At 62.0% G+C, this 17,598-nt stretch carries 19 protein-coding genes, 2 tRNA genes and 1 riboswitch; of the genes, 10 read left to right on the top strand and 11 right to left on the bottom strand.

All coding sequences use genetic code 11. The features are described 5' to 3' along the window. Positions 1-56: 56 nt before the first annotated feature. The gene (locus tag ACYF6X_RS04680; RefSeq protein WP_033635129.1) at positions 57-581 is read right to left on the bottom strand and encodes a fimbrial protein; all 525 of its coding nucleotides are present in this window, start codon (positions 579-581) and stop codon (positions 57-59) included. Between the two features lie 559 nt (positions 582-1,140). Here ACYF6X_RS04680 and ACYF6X_RS04675 point away from each other — a divergent pair. Together ACYF6X_RS04675 and ACYF6X_RS04670 are read left to right on the top strand one after the other, a co-directional pair. Next, positions 1,141-1,344 (top strand): hypothetical protein, encoded by a 204-nt coding sequence (locus ACYF6X_RS04675; protein ID WP_130017216.1) that lies wholly within the window; start codon positions 1,141-1,143, stop codon positions 1,342-1,344. A gap of 11 nt (positions 1,345-1,355) precedes the next feature. Beyond that, on the top strand, positions 1,356-1,628 hold the full coding sequence (locus ACYF6X_RS04670; RefSeq protein ID WP_063990430.1) for a FaeA/PapI family transcriptional regulator: 273 nt from the start codon (positions 1,356-1,358) through the stop codon (positions 1,626-1,628). 62 nt (positions 1,629-1,690) lie between these two features. Here the strand turns inward: ACYF6X_RS04670 and ACYF6X_RS04665 are convergent, their stop codons facing one another. The 3 genes from ACYF6X_RS04665 to ACYF6X_RS04655 all read right to left on the bottom strand — a co-directional run bounded on the left by ACYF6X_RS04665 (position 1,691) and on the right by ACYF6X_RS04655 (position 3,911). Continuing rightward, complete coding sequence (locus tag ACYF6X_RS04665; protein ID WP_063990431.1) at positions 1,691-3,124, bottom strand: EmmdR/YeeO family multidrug/toxin efflux MATE transporter; 1,434 nt, start codon at positions 3,122-3,124, stop codon at positions 1,691-1,693. A gap of 114 nt (positions 3,125-3,238) precedes the next feature. Continuing rightward, complete coding sequence (gene gspS, locus ACYF6X_RS04660; RefSeq protein ID WP_130017215.1) at positions 3,239-3,634, bottom strand: type II secretion system pilot lipoprotein GspS; 396 nt, start codon at positions 3,632-3,634, stop codon at positions 3,239-3,241. A gap of 76 nt (positions 3,635-3,710) precedes the next feature. Continuing rightward, positions 3,711-3,911 (bottom strand): hypothetical protein, encoded by a 201-nt coding sequence (locus ACYF6X_RS04655; RefSeq protein ID WP_130017214.1) that lies wholly within the window; start codon positions 3,909-3,911, stop codon positions 3,711-3,713. Positions 3,912-4,128: 217 nt separating this feature from the next. Between ACYF6X_RS04655 and ACYF6X_RS04650 the strand changes: the two genes are divergently transcribed. Further along, positions 4,129-4,563 carry a DoxX family protein gene (locus ACYF6X_RS04650; RefSeq protein ID WP_063990433.1) on the top strand — a complete coding sequence of 145 codons (435 nt, stop codon included), beginning with the start codon at positions 4,129-4,131 and terminating at the stop codon, positions 4,561-4,563. 57 nt (positions 4,564-4,620) lie between these two features. Here the strand turns inward: ACYF6X_RS04650 and ACYF6X_RS04645 are convergent, their stop codons facing one another. Together ACYF6X_RS04645 and ACYF6X_RS04640 are read right to left on the bottom strand one after the other, a co-directional pair. After that, positions 4,621-5,253 (bottom strand): ECs1377 family protein, encoded by a 633-nt coding sequence (locus ACYF6X_RS04645; RefSeq protein ID WP_063990434.1) that lies wholly within the window; start codon positions 5,251-5,253, stop codon positions 4,621-4,623. Positions 5,254-5,518: 265 nt separating this feature from the next. Further along, positions 5,519-5,608, bottom strand: a tRNA-Ser gene (locus tag ACYF6X_RS04640). A gap of 92 nt (positions 5,609-5,700) precedes the next feature. Here ACYF6X_RS04640 and mtfA point away from each other — a divergent pair. Both mtfA and ACYF6X_RS04630 read left to right on the top strand, forming a co-directional pair. Continuing rightward, the gene (gene mtfA / locus ACYF6X_RS04635; protein ID WP_063990435.1) at positions 5,701-6,501 is read left to right on the top strand and encodes a DgsA anti-repressor MtfA; all 801 of its coding nucleotides are present in this window, start codon (positions 5,701-5,703) and stop codon (positions 6,499-6,501) included. A 99-nt stretch (positions 6,502-6,600) separates the two neighbouring features. Further along, positions 6,601-6,676, top strand: a tRNA-Asn gene (locus ACYF6X_RS04630). Between the two features lie 54 nt (positions 6,677-6,730). Here ACYF6X_RS04630 and gap read toward each other — a convergent pair. From gap to ACYF6X_RS04610, 4 genes are all read right to left on the bottom strand, one after another. Beyond that, a complete protein-coding gene (gap, locus tag ACYF6X_RS04625; protein ID WP_063990436.1) occupies positions 6,731-7,741 on the bottom strand; it encodes a type I glyceraldehyde-3-phosphate dehydrogenase in 1,011 nt (336 codons plus the stop codon). 77 nt (positions 7,742-7,818) lie between these two features. Beyond that, positions 7,819-8,793, bottom strand: a complete 975-nt coding sequence (locus tag ACYF6X_RS04620) for a GlxA family transcriptional regulator (protein ID WP_107226593.1) — start codon at positions 8,791-8,793, stop codon at positions 7,819-7,821. Between the two features lie 126 nt (positions 8,794-8,919). Beyond that, a complete protein-coding gene (locus ACYF6X_RS04615) occupies positions 8,920-9,654 on the bottom strand; it encodes an SDR family NAD(P)-dependent oxidoreductase (protein ID WP_063990437.1) in 735 nt (244 codons plus the stop codon). A gap of 13 nt (positions 9,655-9,667) precedes the next feature. Then, complete coding sequence (locus ACYF6X_RS04610) at positions 9,668-10,690, bottom strand: LLM class flavin-dependent oxidoreductase (RefSeq protein ID WP_063990438.1); 1,023 nt, start codon at positions 10,688-10,690, stop codon at positions 9,668-9,670. 150 nt (positions 10,691-10,840) lie between these two features. Continuing rightward, positions 10,841-10,943, top strand: a riboswitch (TPP riboswitch). Positions 10,944-11,005: 62 nt separating this feature from the next. Here ACYF6X_RS04610 and ACYF6X_RS04605 point away from each other — a divergent pair. Genes ACYF6X_RS04605 through ACYF6X_RS04590 form a run of 4 tightly spaced genes read left to right on the top strand, consistent with a single transcriptional unit; the run spans position 11,006 to position 14,161 of the window. Next, positions 11,006-11,689, top strand: coding sequence for a TenA family protein (locus tag ACYF6X_RS04605; protein WP_130017213.1), 684 nt, complete (start codon positions 11,006-11,008; stop codon positions 11,687-11,689). Next, positions 11,686-12,426 carry an ABC transporter ATP-binding protein gene (locus ACYF6X_RS04600; protein WP_130017212.1) on the top strand — a complete coding sequence of 247 codons (741 nt, stop codon included), beginning with the start codon at positions 11,686-11,688 and terminating at the stop codon, positions 12,424-12,426. The genes ACYF6X_RS04605 and ACYF6X_RS04600 overlap by 4 nt, the downstream gene beginning before the upstream one ends. Then, the gene (locus ACYF6X_RS04595) at positions 12,423-13,190 is read left to right on the top strand and encodes an ABC transporter permease (protein ID WP_130017211.1); all 768 of its coding nucleotides are present in this window, start codon (positions 12,423-12,425) and stop codon (positions 13,188-13,190) included. Before ACYF6X_RS04600 ends, ACYF6X_RS04595 begins: the two co-directional genes overlap by 4 nt. 35 nt (positions 13,191-13,225) lie before the next feature. Further along, positions 13,226-14,161, top strand: coding sequence for an ABC transporter substrate-binding protein (locus ACYF6X_RS04590; protein WP_060420414.1), 936 nt, complete (start codon positions 13,226-13,228; stop codon positions 14,159-14,161). Here the strand turns inward: ACYF6X_RS04590 and ACYF6X_RS04585 are convergent, their stop codons facing one another. Next, a complete protein-coding gene (locus ACYF6X_RS04585; protein WP_130017210.1) occupies positions 14,162-14,902 on the bottom strand; it encodes a transporter substrate-binding domain-containing protein in 741 nt (246 codons plus the stop codon). 286 nt (positions 14,903-15,188) lie between these two features. Between ACYF6X_RS04585 and opgB the strand changes: the two genes are divergently transcribed. After that, positions 15,189-17,492 carry a phosphatidylglycerol--membrane-oligosaccharide glycerophosphotransferase gene (gene opgB, locus ACYF6X_RS04580; protein ID WP_130017209.1) on the top strand — a complete coding sequence of 768 codons (2,304 nt, stop codon included), beginning with the start codon at positions 15,189-15,191 and terminating at the stop codon, positions 17,490-17,492. Positions 17,493-17,598 lie beyond the last annotated feature (106 nt).

The raw sequence follows: 17,598 nt of genomic DNA, 5'->3' as shown, positions 1-17,598 counted from the left end.
AATGCATGCGGGGTATCCCGCATGCATAAAAGACGTCACGCCAATGGCGATGAGACTTATTGGTAAGCCAGTTTGAAATCGGCTACGGCGGTAAAATCACCTGGAACCACGGTGGCGGAAGCGCCGTCACCCTGCAGGTAAGCCGCGAAGCGCAGCGTGTTGTTGCCGTCGTTCAACGTCTGAGGAGCCGTTGCGGTGCCCAGTTTGATCGGATTGCTCGCCATGTCGGTAATGGCGATGCTGGCGCCGCTGGCGGTACCGATGATGCCCAGCAGATCTGGGTTCGCGGCGGAAGCCTTGCCGTCAAAAGTGGTGGTGACGGTTTTCAGCGTGGAGGTGTCGCACTGTTCCAGTTTAATATCGAACTGACGCGGCGCTGATTTGCCGCCATTTTTCAGCGCGACATTGGAAATCTGCCCCATTTCCACAGTTTGATCGACCGACTCAGGCGCAATAGAGCAAGGAGCATCAATAATAGAACCGGTAAAAGTCACTTTGCCATGACCCTGATCGGCGGCATTCGCCAGAGAAGACACGCCAAACGCCAGAACAGTTGCCAGCATGATTTTGTTCAGTTTCATAATTCACTTATTCCTTTAATATTGTGTAAAAAGCGCAGGATTGCTCCCGTTCCTTTAACAGCCATTTATACATTCCAGAATGAATAACGGTATTACTCATCGCCAAAAAGAAAGACGTCGCAATTGTGAAATCGCGACTATCAATTCATTGCCACCCAATCAGGGTTATAAACGAATAGCTAAGCAGGCAAAAGAAAAACACGCTTAAATAAAGATCGTCTAAAAACTTACCCTTCAGAGATATTTAAAATAAGTTCCCTCTTACCCGCTCATTTTGGCCTGGTTATTCTTACAAAAACACTCACACCTTGGAAAGTCATTTTAATCAAAACCAATAAATACAAAATATAAGCCCAAAAATCACGAGACGAATATATTTTTGCGAGACAACAGATCGTAAAATCAATAACACCAGTCAATTGTATCGAAAAACATATTTTCCACGACATTAATGATCGCCATTTTGCCATTTGCGTTATAATGCGTCGGAAAAGAGAAGGAAGACTTAACGATCCGAACAGGTGAAACCAGGCTCGGAAGTACACCATGGAGAAAAACAATGAAATACAGCCAATACACACAGCCGGCCGGGACCCCGGTAACAGAATTCTCCATCCAGTCCCTTGCGCGCCACCGGGTTATAGCGGCGGAAATATCAGGTTCAGACGGCCGTCTGGGAATAGCTCAGGAGCGTCTTGTCGGCAACCAGCGCTATTCTCTGACCCATCTTTTACCGCTATATCAAAACTCACCTGAAGTTTAAGGGAGGCTTACATGGCAAAACGGACTTCAAAACAACAAGAATTGCAAAACCTGCAGCAACATTTACTCACGACGCTACACAACCTGTGCCCTTCAGCCATGGAAACGCCGCCGCCGCCCCCCGGCGAATGGCCCACCACGCGCCAATTGGCCGAGTCCAACGACTTGACGATTTATCAGGCGCGCAATTTGCTGCTGAGCCTGGCGAGCAAGGGAAAAGTGCTGGTCACCCAAGGCCCTGTCAATAACTCACTGCGCTGGTATCCTTCGACTCACCACTCCTGACGACGCCATTTTCTTGCCGGCGGCCGTTCAATCGGCGCCGGTAGTTCCCCGATAATACACGGTTAACCTTTCCCCTCTCGCCTCACCCGCGGATATTTCCACAGCCAGCGCCCGCTGACCATGCGCCAGTAAAACAAAGCGCCACGCACCGCCCAATCGAGGAACATCCCCAGCCAGACGCCCACCACGCCCATGCCCAGCTCGATGCCCAGCGCGTAGCCGGCCACCACGCGGCACCCCCACATGCCCAGCATCGTCACCCACATGGCAAAGCGGGCGTCGCGCGCCCCTTTCAGCCCGGCGGGCAACACCCAGGAAGCGGCCCAGATCGGCATAAAGGCGGCGTTGAGCCAAATCAGGGTTTTCACCACCGTTTTTACGTCATCCTGCGAGGTATAGAACGCGGCGAAAACGCCGGCCAGCGGCGCCGTGCCCCAGGCGATGGCGGTCAACCCGAGGGTCGACAACCAGAAAATATGGCGCAGCTGCCGCTCCGCCTGACCGATCTCGCCTTTACCGAGCCGCCGGCCTACGATGATGGTCGAGGCCGAGCCCAGCGCGTTGCCCGGCAAATTGATCAGCGAAGCGATAGAAAAAGCGATGAAATTGCCGGCGATCACGTTGGTGCCCATGCCGGCGACGAACACTTGCGTCAACAGCTTGCCGCCGTTGAACAGCACCGATTCGACGCTAGCGGGAATGCCGATCCCCAGCACCTCCCACAGGATGCTCATCTTCAGCGGCGTGAAATAGCTTTTCAGCGTGATGTGCAGCGCCGGGTTAAACCCAATCGACAGCACATAGAGAATGGCGATGGCGCCGATATAGCGTGAAATCGTCAGCCCCAGCCCGGCGCCGATGAAGCCCAGCCCGTGCCAGCCCAGCATGCCGTAAATCAGGATGCTACTGATGATGATATTGAGGATATTCATGCCGCCGTTGATCAGCAGCGGGATCTTGGTATTGCCCGCGCCGCGCAGGGCGCCGCTGCCGATCAGCGCAATTGCCGCCGCCGGGTAGCTCCACACCGTGGTCTGCAGGTAAGAGAGCGCCAGCGCTTTCACCTCCGGTGAGGCCTCGCCGGCGATCACATCGATGATCGGCTCACCCGCCAGATGAATGCCCGCCGCCAACAGCACCGCCACGCCGGTCATCAAGACCAGCGACTGGCGCGCCGCCGCCCTCGCCCGCCGGCGATCGCGCTTGCCGAGGCTGAAGGCCACCACCACGGTGGTGCCGAGATCTATCGCGGCGAAAAAGGCGATGATCACCATGTTAAAGCTGTCCGCCAGCCCCACCCCGGCCATCGCCTCTTTGCCTAGCCAGCTCACCAGAAAGGTGCTCAGCACCCCCATCAATAGAACGCAGGCGTTCTCCAGAAAGATCGGCACCGCCAGCGGCGTGATTTCGCGCCAGAACAACACGCGGTAGCTTTTCCGTTTGGCGTACCAGGGCGTATTTTCCACGCGCTGACGCAGTGCGGCATACAGGTTCAAGGTGGGCTCGATGGATAAAAGTGAAACATCATTTCAAATGATGAGCGATAAATCGTTATCCTGCAAAGAATTTTTGGGCGCCCGCGGCGAGCGCCCGACAGGCTTACCGCAACGCTACTCCATGTAGTCTTCCTGATCGGCCTGCGCCGCCGCGATAAAGCGCGCGGTGCTGCGGCTGAGCGTGGTGCATTTGTCCATCAGCAGCTGATTATCCTGTTGCAAAGTCAGGTAACGCGCCTGGGTGAGTGCCGGCAACTGCCGATACCCTGCCGCATGCGTATCCCAGCCGCGATGCTGCGCCGCACGCATCACGGTGCGTTGCAATTTCACATCGTCCGGCACTTCACTGCGCCCGCAGTCCACGCGCAGGAAGTGCCCGCCGGCCAACATCAGCGTGATGTGATCCAACTGCGCCTGCAGGGGCGGCGCCGGTTGATGCGCCGTCTGCTGACAACCCGCAAGCAGCAACGCCACCGCGCCGCAAAGAGACGTGCGAAACAGAGTAGACATGGGTGCTCCCGGAAACCTGTGGGTGATGCAATGATCTTAGGTGAGCGGATGCCAGGCGGCAAGGCGGGCAGCACGCTTAGCGCCGGCCGCTGCTGACCTTGGTGGCGCGGGCAGGGTTGCCGGCGAGGAATTCCAACGTGGGGGAATAGTAAAACGGCAGCCAGGCGTTATAGCCGCTCTCCCACTCCCATTTGACCGGGCAGGGCCACAGCATGTCTTCATGCAGGATGTAATAAATCCACCGCCCGGGCGGACGGCGCGGTTTGCGCATTTTCATAGCGAGTACAGCGGCCTGATGGCGTGCGATAAGGTGAACTGCTGCATTTTACCGCGATTTGAGTCGCGGGGACAGCCTGCGTTGCCGCGCGAAGCGCCCGTTAAACCTCACCCGGTAATTCGGCGTAAAGCCCGCCGTTTTACTGATCCAGGACATCTTTCGCATTCACCTGGCTGGTACATTGATTGAAAATCATTCCTATTCAGGAGAAAAGGCCATGGTTAAATCACTGAATGCGGCATTCACTCGTCTTTTTGATCGCCCGGACGCCGGCAAGTTGGCGCTCAGATTGACCTTCGGCGGGCTGATGCTGTTTCACGGCGTGGCGAAAATTCAGCATGGCGTCGGCTGGATCGCCGGCGCGCTGCAGGAACAGGGGCTGCCCGCCTTCATCGCCTATGGCGTGTACGTGGGCGAGATCCTGGCGCCGATACTGATCATTTTGGGGCTGTTCACCCGCCCCGCCGCGCTGGTTTACGCCTTGACGCTGGTGGTGGCGTTTCTGATGGTCGGTACCGGTAAGGTGTTCAGCGTCACTGACGTCGGCGCCTGGGGCATTGAAAACGAACTGGTGTTCTTTATGGGCGGGCTTGCCATCCTGCTGCTGGGCAGCGGGAAATACGCGATTGCGCGCAATGAAGCCTATCGATAAGCGGTACCATTATTAAGGAGGTTCCTGATGTGAACCTCCTCTCTGCTGAAACGACAACTAACTCTCGGCCAGGCGGTACACCGGGACCTTACGCGTGGTGCCGGTCAGGGTGTCGAAGATCTCCGTTTCCGCCGTCACGATCGCCATGCCGGTTTTTCTTAGCCTGCGCACCTCGGCGGCAATGCGCTGGATGCCGAACCAGAACAATCCGTCCAGCGCCGTTACCGGCAGCCCTTGCTCCAGCGCCAATCTGAGTCGCTCACGCGGCGCCTTGAGCGCTTTGGCGATTTCCCGGTAAGGCAGCGCATCCACGCCCGACGCAGATGTTCGGTGAATACGGGTCGACAGGCCGTATTGGAAAGCCTCAGGCACGCCGCTCAAATCGCTTTTCAGGCTGTAGACACAGCCGAAACGCTTGCCGTTGAACACCACATTCTTCTGGCTGAGCGGCATCTCATCCCGTATTCCGGCGATCAGCTGCGGCGCCCGCACCAGCAATAAGCGAAAGGGCAGTTCAAAACTGGTCACGTAGTCCACGTTGAGCAGCGCAATGCGCAGACGCTCTTCCGCCCCGGCCTGCGTCTCGCGGCACTCGTTCAGCACCTCGCTCCACTGGTGCGCGAGCCTGGGGGCCTCATCCAACGGCGCGAAATGGTATTTCTCGATGTGATAGTCGATTCTTTCGTTCATGTCCGTTGGTCCCCGCGTCAGTCATCATTGCCATCAGCAAATTACCTTACCCGCGGGCAACAGTACAACACCGCATCGCGTGGCAGGAGGCGTAAAAACGGGAAAACGGCGCAGGTCGGGGTGGCGATCACAACAGGACAAACGGTAAGACGAAAAGACGATTTGATAACGTCGGGACAGGGAAGTGAGGGGCGGCAGCCGATAGGAACGCTGGTTTTACTGTGATGGGGATCGTTGAAAGATTTATTCGTAAGTGATTGAATAGTGGCGGAGAGAGGGGGATTTGAACCCCCGGTAGAGTTGCCCCTACTCCAGTTTTCGAGACTGGTCCGTTCAGCCGCTCCGGCATCTCTCCTAACAACGCTTGCTATCATGCCCGCTTTTACGGCATTTTTACAGCATTAGCATACCGCTGAACGTTCAAGTGATGAGTTTACGAGCAACCTGATGATTAAATGGCCGTGGAAAGCGACTCAACCCTCTCAACCCCAGGCAGACACTCAGGCCCAGTGGCAGGACGCGTTGGCGATCCCGCTGCTCTCGCCGCTGAATGAGCAGGAGCAGCAGCGGCTGGTGGCCGTTGCCGGGCAGATCTTGCAGCAAAAGCGTATCGTGCCGCTGCAGGGGCTGCAGCTCACCTCGCAAATGCAGGCGCGCATCGCCCTGCTGTTCGCCCTGCCGGTGCTGGAACTCGGCGCGGAGTGCCTCGACGGCTTCAACGAAATTCTGCTCTACCCCACCCCGTTCGTGGTGGAAGACGAATGGCAGGACGAAATTGGCCTGGTGCACTCGGGGCCGGTGGTGCAGTCCGGCCAAAGCTGGGAACAGGGGCCGATCGTGCTCAACTGGCAAGACGTGCAGGACTCTTTCGATCTTTCCGGTTTCAATCTGGTGATCCACGAAGCGGTGCACAAACTGGATATGCGCAACGGCGGTGTCGCCACCGGCGTACCGCCGATCCCGCTGCGCGAAGTGGCCGCCTGGGAGCACGATCTGCACGCCGCGATGGAAAGCCTGCAGGATGAAATCGACATGGTCGGTGAAGAGGCCGCCAGCATGGATGCCTACGCCGCCACCGATGCGGCCGAGTGCTTCGCCGTGCTGTCGGAGTATTTTTTCAGCGCCCCCGAGCTGCTGGCCGAACGCTTCCCGGCGCTGTATCAGCACTTTTGCCGCTTCTACCGCCAGGATCCGCTGGCGCGCCTGCTGCGCGCCCAGGCAGAAAACGACGCGCAATGGGCTGATTGACGGGCGCATTGCTCAGATACCGAGCAGTCGCACCACTCGAGGCAATTTAGCGTTGACACACCCGTGGCCGCTGGATATGATGCGCCCCGTTCACACGATTCCTCTGTAGTTCAGTCGGTAGAACGGCGGACTGTTAATCCGTATGTCACTGGTTCGAGTCCAGTCAGAGGAGCCATATTTAGAGAAGCCCGCTTAAGGAAACTTAAGCGGGCTTTTTGCTATGGGGCATTTACAGCCCGCGTTTTTCCATCAGCAGCGCCAGATCGACCAAGCGGTTGGAGAAGCCCCATTCGTTGTCATACCAGGCGAGCACTTTCACCAGGTTGCCGCCGATGACCAGCGTGGACAGGCCGTCGATGATCGACGAGCGCGCATCGCCCCGGTAGTCGCTCGACACCAGCGGTTCATCGCTGTACCCCAGGATCCCTTTCAGCGGGCCGGACGCCGCCGCCGCGCGGAAAGCGGCGTTGATCTCCTCCACCGTCGCCGGGCGTTTCAGCGTCACCGTCAGATCGACGATCGAGACGACCGGCACCGGCACCCGCAGCGAGTAACCGGTCAACCTGCCGTCGAGATCCGGGATCACCTTGCCGAGCGCCTTGGCCGCGCCGCTGGAGTAAGGCACGATCGATTCCGCCGCCGCCCGCGCGCCGCGCAGATCTTTTTCCGGCTGATCGTGCAGCGCCTGGCTGTTGGTATAGGCGTGAGTGGTGTTCATCAGCCCGTATTCGATGCCGAAGGCCTGATGCAGCACCTGCGCGGCGGGCGCCAGCCCGTTGGTGGTGCAGCTGCCGTTGCTGACCACGTTATGCAGCGCCGGATCGTAGAGCTGGTCGTTAACGCCCATGACGATGGTGATGTCGTCGTTCTTGGCCGGCGCCGAGATAATCACCCGCTTGGCGCCGCCGTGCGTGATGTGCACTTCCGCCTTGGCTTTATCGGTAAAGAAGCCCGTCGCTTCGATCACCACGTCCACGCCCACGCTGCTCCAGGGGATCTCGGCGGGATCGCGCTGCGAAAACACCTGGATCGGCCGGCCGTCCAGCAACAGCTGGTTGTCGCCGGCTTCCACCCTGGCCGCCAGCGTGCCGGAAAGCGTGTCGTATTTCAGCAGGTGCGCCAGCGTTTTGCTGTCCGTCAGATCGTTGATCGCCACCACTTCAAAATCGCTGCGCCCCAGCGCCGCGCGCAGCACGTTGCGCCCGATCCTGCCGAAGCCGTTAATGCCTACTTTCACCATGATGCTCTCCTCGTTTTGGGCTTTGCCTCAAATCTAGCCTTGCCCCGAGGCGGCGTAAATGACGTTTACCGATCAATTTACGCCAAATTGCGCGCGTGGAAGCGTTCGCGGTATTCGCTCGGGGTCAGCTGCAGTTTGCGCTCAAACACCCGCCGCAGGTTAAGGCCGTTGCCGAAGCCGGTGGCCAGCGCGATCTGTTCGATGCCCTCCGCACTCTGCTCGAGGCGCTGCCTGGCGGTATGCAACCGCCCTTCTTCGACGAATTTGGCGGGAGAAATGCCCGTCTCACGGCTGAATACGCGGGTAAAGTTGCGCGGGCTCATCGCCACGCGTTCGGCCAACCGATCGACGCTGAGATCGTCGGCGAGGTTTTCCAGGATCCAGGACTGCAGGTCGCGGATCGGGCCCGGCGATTTGGCCTGGTTGAGCGGGTAGCGGCTGAACTGCGCCTGTCCGCCGGGGCGACGCAGAAACATCACCAGATCCTGCGCCACTTCGCGCGCCTGCACGAAGCCGTAGTCGTCCTCCACCAATGCCAGCGTCAGGTCGAAGCCTGAGCTGACGCCGCCGGAGGTCCAAATCGGCCCATCCTGCACGTAGATCGGGCCGTTCTCGACCTGCACCCGCGGGAAGCGCGCCTGCAGCGTTTCCGCCAGCCGCCAGTGGGTCGTCGCCCGCCGCCCGTCCAGCAATCCGGCTTCGGCCAGCAGCAGAGCCCCGCCGCAGACCGACGCGATACGGCGCGCCTGTGGCGCGGCGCGGCGCAGCCAATCCGCCACCAGGGCGCCCTCTTCTTCGGTCGCCCCTTTACCGGCGACAATGACGGTATCGCGCGGCAGGGCCGGATCGAGATCCGCCAGGCGATGGTCGGCCAACAGGCTCAGCCCGGACAGGCCGTGTACCACCCGATGGGATTGCGTGGTGGCGACCGCGATCTGATACAGCGGCGCCTCGGCAGGGCTCAGGCGGTTAGCCTGCATCAGGATATCGGCGATGCCCGCCGCCTCGAACAGCATGCCCCCTTCAGGGACGATAATCAGGAATGTATGCATGGCGATAATAAGAAGAACGAGCAAAACAGGTCAGACAGCCACTGTATAAGAAAAGCCTCGCCGGTTCACCCTGCGGGCATAAAAAAGCCCGCCGACAAGCACCGACGGGCCAACAAAGCACTGCCCTCAAGCCTGCGGCAGGCTCACCCCGCCGGCGCGCGCCAACTGCGCCAGCAGCGCCGATTGAAACGCCTCGTCGTGCACCGCGGCGTGGGGATCGAACCGTTGCTGATGGTGCCAATAGCCGCCGGACGCCAGGGCCTGCGGCTCATCGCTGGTCACCAACCACGCCTGCGTCACATGCCCCAGCGCCAGATCGTCGGGCGCATCCGCGCCGCCCATTTTGGTCGGCACCCAGCCGGGATCGACCGCGCTGCTGATCACGTCAGGCCACAGGCGCGCCACAGCGGCGGCCAGCGCGGTGACGAACAGCTTGCTGTCCGAATAGGAGCCCGCAGCGCCGCCGAGCCAGTCTACGCCGTTCAGTTCCGGCGCTCCGTCAAAGTGCATGCTGCTGCTCAGGTAGACGATGCGCTTGGGGCGCTCGATCAGGGCCGTCAGCAGGTAGGGCGCAACGACGTTCACCGGCATCACCTGCGGCCCGGTAAACATACCGGCGTTGTGGATCACCGCGTCCGGGCGGCCAAGGCGATTGACCTGCTCGGCAAGCTGCCGGATCTGCTGCACATCGGACAGATCGCCAATCGCCGCCTGCGCACCGCGATCCAGCAGATCGCGCACCGCGTCCAGACGGCCGGGCTCACGCGCATGCAAAATCACCTGATGCCCTTCGTCCAACAGCGTTTGCGCGGCGGCGCGGCCCAGCCCGTCTACCGAGCCGGTAATGAAAATGCGTGACATGCCATTCCTCCGTTTAGCGCCAGCCGAGCGCCGGCGCGACATGGGTTAAAATCGATTCGATGACGTGGGCGTTGTAATCCACGCCCAGCTGGTTAGGTACGGTCAGCAGCAGCGTATCCGCTTCGGCGATGGCCTCGTCCTGCGCCAGCTGCTTGATCAGCACGTCCGGCTCGGCGGCATAGCTGCGGCCGAAGATCGCCCGGGTCTGCGCGTCGATATATCCGAGCTGATCGCCCTCCTTGCCACCGCCGCCGAAGTAGTTGCGATCCCGCTGATCCACCAGCGCGAAGATGCTGCGGCTCACGGAAACCCGCGGCTCATGCGTGTGGCCGGCCTCTTGCCAGGCGGCGCGGTAGGCGCGGATCTGCTTGGCCTGCTGGATGTGGAAGGGTTCGCCGGTCTCGTCGTTCTTGAGCGTCGAGCTTTGCAGGTGCATGCCCAGCTTCGCCGCCCAGACAGCGGTGGCGTTCGAACCGGCGCCCCACCAGATGCGATCGCGCAGCCCGGCGGAAAACGGCTCCGGCCGCAGCAGCCCAGGCGGATTCGGGAACATCGGCTGCGGATTGGGTTCGGCGAACCCTTCGCCGCGCAGCGCTTCCAGGAACACTTCGGTATGGCGGCGGGCCATGTCCGCGTCGGTCTCGCCGTCGGCCGGGGCATAGCCGAAATAGCGCCAGCCGTCGATCACCTGCTCCGGCGAGCCACGGCTGATGCCGAGCTGCAGCCGCCCGCCGGCGATCAGATCCGCCGCGCCGGCGTCTTCCACCATGTACAGCGGGTTTTCATAACGCATGTCGATCACGCCGGTGCCGATCTCGATGCGTTGGGTTTTGGCGCCGATGGCGGCCAGCAGCGGGAACGGCGACCCCAGCTGGCGTGCAAAGTGGTGTACGCGAAAATAGGCGCCGTCCGCCCCCAGATCTTCGGCGGCGACCGCCAGATCGATGGACTGCAGCAGCGCATCCGCTGCGGAACGGGTGCCGGACTGGGCGGAAGGCGACCAGTGGCCAAACGAGAGAAAACCAATCTTTTTCATCGGGAATCGTCCTCAAAGGCAAAATCATCGGCCTACAGTGACAAAAATCGCGCGCTCTGCGCCAGCAAAATCGCCCCCGATCGCACTAAACGAACCGATTGCCGCCGCGCCGCCCGGCGATTGTAATCAAAAAACAAATGTCGTATAACAAGCAGCTCCGAGGGGTGTCCTGTTACGGGCTGAGATGGCGCAAGCCGAACCCTTTGAACCTGATCTGGGTCATGCCAGCGAAGGGACGGTTAGGCAACAACGCTCTCACCCGTTGCCTGTTCATACCCCAGCGTGCCCGGATCTCCACTGACTCAAGGAGGTCCCATGTCCATCACCACCCTGTTCGAAAGCGGTCTTTACGGCCGGTTGCGCCAACATGCCGGCAGCCACTGGCAAGATTACGTCGATCACCCGTTTCTGCAGCAGCTGGCCGCCGGCACCTTGCCCGAACGCGCTTTTCGCCGCTACCTGACCCAGGACTACCTGTTCCTGCTGCACTTCGCCCGCGCCTACGCGCTGCTGGTCAGCAAGCTGCGCACCCTGCCGGAGATGCGCGCCGCCACTGCGTCGCTCAACGGCATCGTCGCCGAACTGCCGCTGCACGTCGCCTACTGCGCCGAATGGGGGCTGAGCGAAGCGCAGATCGCCGCCCAGCCGGAAGCGGCGGAGACCATGAACTACACCCGCTACGTACTGGATATCGGCCATGCCGGCGACGCCCTCGATCTGCTGGCCGGCCTGCTGCCCTGCGTGGCCGGCTATGCCGAAATCGGCCTGCGGCTGCTGCACGATCCCGCCACCCAAATGGAGGGCAATCCTTACGCCTCCTGGATCCGCAACTACGGCGACGCGGGCTATCTGGCCGGCGTGCGTGCCGCCATCGAGCTGCTCGAGACCGTCGGCCACCAGCGCGGCGCACAAGGCCGCCTCACCGAGCTGGCGCAGATTTTCACCACCGCCACCCAGTTGGAATCGGCATTTTGGCAGATGGGGCTGAACGCCTCATGACCTCCCCGCTTCGCCCGCCCGGCATCCAGGTGCGGAATCTCAGCCTGCGTTTCGGTCAGCAAATCGTCTTCGACCGGCTGAGCTTCGACATCGTCGGTGGCAGCTTCGTCGCCCTGCTCGGCGCCAGCGGCGCCGGCAAAACCAGCCTGCTGAAGATCATCGCCGGCCTGGAACGGGCTACCTCGGGCACGGTGACCGGCAGCGACGGCCTGCCGGTCACCGGGCGCATCGCCTACATGGGGCAAAAAGACCTGCTCTACCCGTGGCTGACCGTCGAGGAGAACGTCGCCCTCGGCTCGCGGCTGCGCGGCGAAACGCCGGACCGGGCGTGGGCGGCGCACCTGCTGGAGCGCGTGGGCCTGGCCTCTCATGGCCGCAGCCTGCCTGCCGCGCTGTCCGGCGGCATGCGCCAGCGCGCCGCCATCGCCCGCACGCTCTACGAACGCCAGCCGATCGTGCTGATGGACGAACCCTTTTCCGCACTGGACGCCATTACCCGCGCCGAGATCCAGAGCCTGGCCGCCGAACTGCTGGCGCAAAACACCGTGCTGCTGATCACCCACGATCCGATGGAGGCCTGCCGCCTGAGCCACCGGCTGCTGGTGCTGTCGCCCTGGCCGCTGGGCCTCGACGACACCCACCGCATCAGCGGGCAACCGCCGCGCGCGCCGGATGACGCCGACCTGCTGAGAAGCCAGGCCGAGCTGCTGCAACAGCTGGTGAGGGCCGCGCAATGAATATTGCCAAAGAGCGCGGCTTCACCCGCCTACGGCGCGGGCTGACGGTGTTCGTCGGCCTGCTGCTGCTGTGGTGGCTGGCGGCGCAAAGCGGCATTCCGGCCTTTCTGCTGCCCACGCCGAGCGCGGTGGCGCAGGCGCTGTGGGACGGGCGCGGCTACCTCGCCTGGCACACGCTGGTCACCGCTTCGGAGATCGTCAGCGGGCTGGCGCTGGGCGTGCTGCTCGGCGCGGCGCTGGCGCTGTGCATGATCTTCTCGCCGCGCCTGCAACGCTGGCTGATGCCGCTGGTGCTCACCAGCCAGGCGATACCGGTGTTCGCCCTGGCGCCGCTGCTGGTGCTGTGGTTCGGCTTCGGCATGAGCGCCAAGGTGGCGATGGCGGTGCTGGTGATTTTCTTCCCGGTGGTGTCGGCCTTTTTCGACGGGCTGCGGCGGGTCAACAACGACTATCTCGATCTGGCGCGCACGATGCGCGCTTCCCGCTGGGCGCAGCTGCGGCACGTGCGGCTGATGGCAGCGCTGCCGGCCTTCGGCTCCGGCCTGCGCATGGCCGCCGCCGTCGCGCCGATCGGTGCCATCATCGGCGAATGGGTGGGCTCGGCCGAAGGGCTGGGCTACGTGATGCTGAACGCCAACGCGCGCATGCAGACCGACGTCTGCTTCGCCGCGCTGTTTATTTTGGTGCTGATGACCGTGCTGCTGTGGGCTACGGTGGATGCGCTGCTGCGGCGCCTGATCGCCTGGGCGCCGGAAAACGACTGATGATTGCAACCATAACCAGGGATAAAGGAACGACCATGATCAAACAAACCGTTTGCGGGCTGCTGCTCGGCGCCGCCATCACCGGCCAGGCCGGCGCGGCCGAAAAGCTGACGCTGGTGCTCGACTGGTATATCAACCCCGATCACGCGCCGATTATGGTGGCCGAGCAAATCGGTGCCTTCAAGGCCGAAGGGCTGGACGTCAAGATCGTGCCGCCGTCCGATCCGGCGCTGCCGCCGCGGCTGGTGGCCGCCAAACAGGCCGACCTCGCCATTACCTATCAGCCGCAGCTGCATTTCTTCGCCGATCAGGGCCTGCCGCTGATGCGCGTCGGCACGCTGATCAACACGCCGCTGAATACGGTGATCGCGCTGGATAAAAACATCACGTCGCCGGCGGATCTCAAGGGCAAAACGGTGGGTTACTCGGTCAGCGGCATCGAACAGGCGACGCTGGCCACCATGGTCGAACACGAGCACCTCAAGCCGCAGGACATCAAGCTCATCAACGTCAACTTCCAGCTAACCAGCGCCCTGCTGGCGGGCCAGGTCGATGCGGTGATCGGCGGCTACCGCAACATCGAAGCGCTGGAGCTGAAGCTGCAGGGCAAGACGCCGGTGGTGTTCAACGTCGAAGATTACGGCGTGCCGGCCTACGACGAGCTGATCATCGTCGCCCACCGCGATGCGGTGAACGAACCGAAAATCCGCAAGTTCCTCGCCGCGTTGAAGCAAGGCAGCGACTACCTGCATGCGCACCCGCAGGACACCTGGCTGGCGTTCGCCAAGGCGCACCCGGAGCTGAATACCGAGCTGAACAAACAGGCGTGGCAAGCCAGCCTGCCGCTGTTCGCGCGCGATCCGGCCAAGCTGGATCGCGCCCGCTACCAGGCTTACGAACAGTTCTTGTTCGACAACAAGCTGATCAAGAAAATCACCCCGGTGGAACAGTACGCGGTGGAGCTCGACTGATCACGCCGAGGCGGCCGGCGGCGCCACCGTCACCTCGCCCTGGCCGCTGCGCTGCAAGGCCGCCTTCACCAGCCCGTTGGCTTTGCAGCGCGCGATAAAATCGTTCACGTAGGCGGCGCCCTGCGTTTTTTGCCGCGGCACCGCCATCGCCTGGCGGATAGCGGTGAAATGCCCGTCCAGCACCCGGTAGCCGGGATGGGCGGCCGCGGCGGCCAGCAGCGGTTGACGCACGCCGGCCGCCGCCTCCAGCCCCCGTTCGAAAAACAGCGCGATCGCCTCGGCGGAGGTTGCCGCCCGCACCAGCTGCGCCTGCTGCAGCGTGCGCGATAAAAACAGATCGTACGCCGCCCCCTGGCCGACCGCGATGCGCACCTCCGGCCTGTCGAGCTGCGCCACCTCAAAGTAAGGCGCGTCGTTCGCCACCAGATAGGTTCCCTCGATGATCACGTAGGGCTCGCTGAAGGCGATCTGCGCCGCGCGCACCGGCTCGATGGCCATAAACGCCAGGTTCCAGGCGCCGCTGTCCAGGTCGGCGAACACCTTGCCCGCCGCGTCATAGGTGACCAGTTCGAGCGCCACACCCAGCTCCTGGGCCAGCGCGGCGGCCAGTTCCACCGAAGCGCCTTGCGGTTTGCCACCGGCCCCGGCCTGCGCCAGCACCGGATTGCCGTAGTTGATCGCCGCGCGCAACACGCCTTGCGGGGCCAGATCGTCGAGTACCGCGGCGGGAATCGTCTGCATACTTCCTCCTGAATGGCTGATGGGCGCACTGTCGTGGCGCTCATTAAGCGTAGAGCGAAACCTCCGACCAGCAAGCTTTCGCCGCCGAGGCCGCCGTCGGCGTGATTAACGTCACACTATTGTCATAAAAATGTACAATAGCCGCCGCTCGTCGGCCGTAGCGGGAGATCGCGCGTTGTTCCGCCGCCGGCAATAGGCTATACCCTTCACTTTTCGCGCTGCGGCACGCTCGGCGGCGCAAACCAGGGCAGCAACGGTTTTATTTCAATCAGACAAGGTTTGGCGGATGGTTTTAGCAGTCGTTTCGTTTGTTCTCTTTTTGGCGTCGATTTTGATTTATCGCACCCGGGCCGCCGCCAACCGCTGGTGGTTCGCCATTCTGCTGACGCTGCTCGGCAGCTATCTGGTGCTGAACGTCATCCTGATCGCCAGCAACTACTTCACCGGCGACGGCATCACCGACGCGGTGATTTACACCGTTACCAGCAGCCTTAAAGGCGCGGGCATCAGCAAATACGTGCTGCCGTTTATCGGCCTGCTGGCGGCGTTAGGGCTTATCTTCGCGGTGCTGGCCCGCAGCCTGCTGCGCCGCAAGGCCAAAGGCAGCAGCGTGGCCTACAGCGTCGTCGCCGTGCTGCTGGCGCTGTTCTCGGTCGGCACCACCCCGGCGTTTCAGGACATCTCGCTGCTGGTCAAGAGCCAGATCGTCGGCGATACCGCCGATTTCACCACCTACTACAAGGCACCGAAAAAAACCGTACAGGGCAAGCGCCCGAACCTGGTGTATATCTACGCCGAGAGCCTGGAGCGCACCTACTTCGATACCGAGCTGTTTCCTGGCCTGGCCGACGAGCTGAACGCCCTGCGCACGGACAGCATCGATTTCAGCAACACCCAGCAGCTGCCGGGCACCGGTTACACCATCGCCGGCATGGTCGCCTCGCAGTGCGGCATTCCGCTGTTCGCGCCCTTCGACGGCAACGCCTCGAGCGCGGTCTCCACCTTCTACCCGGAGAACGTCTGCCTGGGCGACGTGCTGAAGGCCGCCGGCTACAGCAACTATTTCTATCAGGGCGCCGAGCTGGCGTTCGCCGGTAAAGACACCTTCCTGAAATCTCACGGTTTCGACCACGTTTACGGCTTCAAAGAGCTGCGCGAACAGGTCGCCGATCCAAGCTACAAAAACGACTGGGGCTGGTACGACGACAGCGTGCTGGACGTGGTGTACGGCAAGTTCGTCGAGCTGTCCAAGCAGCGCCAACCCTTCTCGCTGTTCACCCTGACCGTCGATACCCATCACCCGGACGGCTTTATCTCCGCCGGCTGCAGCAAGAAGAGTTACGCCTGGCAGAATAAAGAAAACCGCTCGCTGAGCGCGGTGGCCTGCAGCCAGCAACACATCGCCGCGCTGATCGACAAGATCAAACGCTCGCCCTATTTCAGCAATACCGTGATCGTGGTGTCCTCCGATCATCTGGCGATGAACAACACCGCCTACGACATCCTGACCAAACAGAAGCGCCGCAACCTGTTCTTCATCATCGACGGCACCCGACCGCTGGCGGAACAGCGCAACGAGAAGCGCAGCACGCTGGACAACGGCGCCACGGTGCTGGACGTGATGGGCGGCGACAACTACATCGGCCTCGGCCGCAGCAGCCTGTCGGCGCCGTCGCTGTCTACGGTGTTCCTGAACATCGAAGAGAAAATCAACGGCTGGAAACCGGCGGTGATCAACCAGTGGGGCCTGCCGAACCGCATCAGCGACTACAGCGTGGATACGCGCCAGCGCAGCTTCAGCTTCTCCGGCGTCACCTACAAGGTGCCGTTCATTCTGCGGGTGGGCGATAACCGCATCGAACCGATGTTCAACGTCTATCTCTCCACCCCGCTGCGCAAACAGCTGGCCGGGCTGGGCGCGGGGGAGAAATTCGTCTGGGTCGATAAATGCTACGAGATCGGCCGGGTCTGGGCGCCGCAGCTGGCGTTGAGCACCGACATCTGCGTGGCCTCCGGCACCCTGGCCTCGCCGCCGCAGATCGTGCAGGCCAGCGGCGAACGCTTCCGCGGCAAGGTGAGCTTTACCGCCCCGGCGGCGGACAGCGTCGCCGATTACCAAAACGCCGTCGCCCGCCTGCAGGTGGACGACGCGGCGATGAAGTACCGGGCGGACAGCATCGAGTTCATGCTGCCCGGCCTGCCGGAGCAGGTGAAAGCCATCACCGGCGTTTCCGGCGTCGAGGAGTGGGGCCGCTGGTCCGACGCCAATCTGGCGCCGGCGGTCGACATCGACTACGTCGATCCGCTGCCGAAGCGCTTCGATCTGGTGCTGCGCGCCCGCGCCTACGGCAATAACGTCGGCGAACCGATTTCGGTGCGCGTCGGCGACGAAGAGCGTTTCGTGTCGCTCGGCGAACAGGACAGCACCGTCACCCTGCGCTTCGACAACCCGCGCGGCGTGCAGAAGATCAGCATTACCCCGCCGGCGCCGACCGAGCCGAAAGAGAGCGCCAGCGGCGGCTTCACGCCGAAGAAGCTGGGCATCGGCCTGGTGTCGCTGAAGGTCGAAGCGGCAAGCCCCGCCTCCTGATCCCCACGCCTTCACGGGTGCGGTATTTTCTTTGCCGCGCCCGTCATTTCGACCAAGCTTTTACGCCCTTCTTCGGCTAACCTGTGACGGTAAAACGCCGCCCTCC

The sequence above is a fragment of the Serratia sp. ID 25-353 genome, assembly GCF_054792795.1.
Note: the sequence above shows the minus strand (reverse complement) of the source record. Positions and strands in the feature narration are given on the sequence as shown.

What these genes read in the sequence shown, in the direction of transcription:
- ACYF6X_RS04680 (WP_033635129.1), bottom strand. Translation starts at nt 581, where the DNA reads ATGAAACTGAACAAAATCATGCTGGCAACTGTTCTGGCGTTTGGCGTG.
- ACYF6X_RS04675 (WP_130017216.1), top strand. Translation starts at nt 1,141, where the DNA reads ATGAAATACAGCCAATACACACAGCCGGCCGGGACCCCGGTAACAGAA.
- ACYF6X_RS04670 (WP_063990430.1), top strand. Translation starts at nt 1,356, where the DNA reads ATGGCAAAACGGACTTCAAAACAACAAGAATTGCAAAACCTGCAGCAA.
- gspS (WP_130017215.1), bottom strand. Translation starts at nt 3,634, where the DNA reads ATGTCTACTCTGTTTCGCACGTCTCTTTGCGGCGCGGTGGCGTTGCTG.
- ACYF6X_RS04655 (WP_130017214.1), bottom strand. Translation starts at nt 3,911, where the DNA reads ATGAAAATGCGCAAACCGCGCCGTCCGCCCGGGCGGTGGATTTATTAC.
- ACYF6X_RS04650 (WP_063990433.1), top strand. Translation starts at nt 4,129, where the DNA reads ATGGTTAAATCACTGAATGCGGCATTCACTCGTCTTTTTGATCGCCCG.
- ACYF6X_RS04645 (WP_063990434.1), bottom strand. Translation starts at nt 5,253, where the DNA reads ATGAACGAAAGAATCGACTATCACATCGAGAAATACCATTTCGCGCCG.
- mtfA (WP_063990435.1), top strand. Translation starts at nt 5,701, where the DNA reads ATGATTAAATGGCCGTGGAAAGCGACTCAACCCTCTCAACCCCAGGCA.
- gap (WP_063990436.1), bottom strand. Translation starts at nt 7,741, where the DNA reads ATGGTGAAAGTAGGCATTAACGGCTTCGGCAGGATCGGGCGCAACGTG.
- ACYF6X_RS04620 (WP_107226593.1), bottom strand. Translation starts at nt 8,793, where the DNA reads ATGCATACATTCCTGATTATCGTCCCTGAAGGGGGCATGCTGTTCGAG.
- ACYF6X_RS04615 (WP_063990437.1), bottom strand. Translation starts at nt 9,654, where the DNA reads ATGTCACGCATTTTCATTACCGGCTCGGTAGACGGGCTGGGCCGCGCC.
- ACYF6X_RS04610 (WP_063990438.1), bottom strand. Translation starts at nt 10,690, where the DNA reads ATGAAAAAGATTGGTTTTCTCTCGTTTGGCCACTGGTCGCCTTCCGCC.
- ACYF6X_RS04605 (WP_130017213.1), top strand. Translation starts at nt 11,006, where the DNA reads ATGTCCATCACCACCCTGTTCGAAAGCGGTCTTTACGGCCGGTTGCGC.
- ACYF6X_RS04600 (WP_130017212.1), top strand. Translation starts at nt 11,686, where the DNA reads ATGACCTCCCCGCTTCGCCCGCCCGGCATCCAGGTGCGGAATCTCAGC.
- ACYF6X_RS04595 (WP_130017211.1), top strand. Translation starts at nt 12,423, where the DNA reads ATGAATATTGCCAAAGAGCGCGGCTTCACCCGCCTACGGCGCGGGCTG.
- ACYF6X_RS04590 (WP_060420414.1), top strand. Translation starts at nt 13,226, where the DNA reads ATGATCAAACAAACCGTTTGCGGGCTGCTGCTCGGCGCCGCCATCACC.
- ACYF6X_RS04585 (WP_130017210.1), bottom strand. Translation starts at nt 14,902, where the DNA reads ATGCAGACGATTCCCGCCGCGGTACTCGACGATCTGGCCCCGCAAGGC.
- opgB (WP_130017209.1), top strand. Translation starts at nt 15,189, where the DNA reads ATGGTTTTAGCAGTCGTTTCGTTTGTTCTCTTTTTGGCGTCGATTTTG.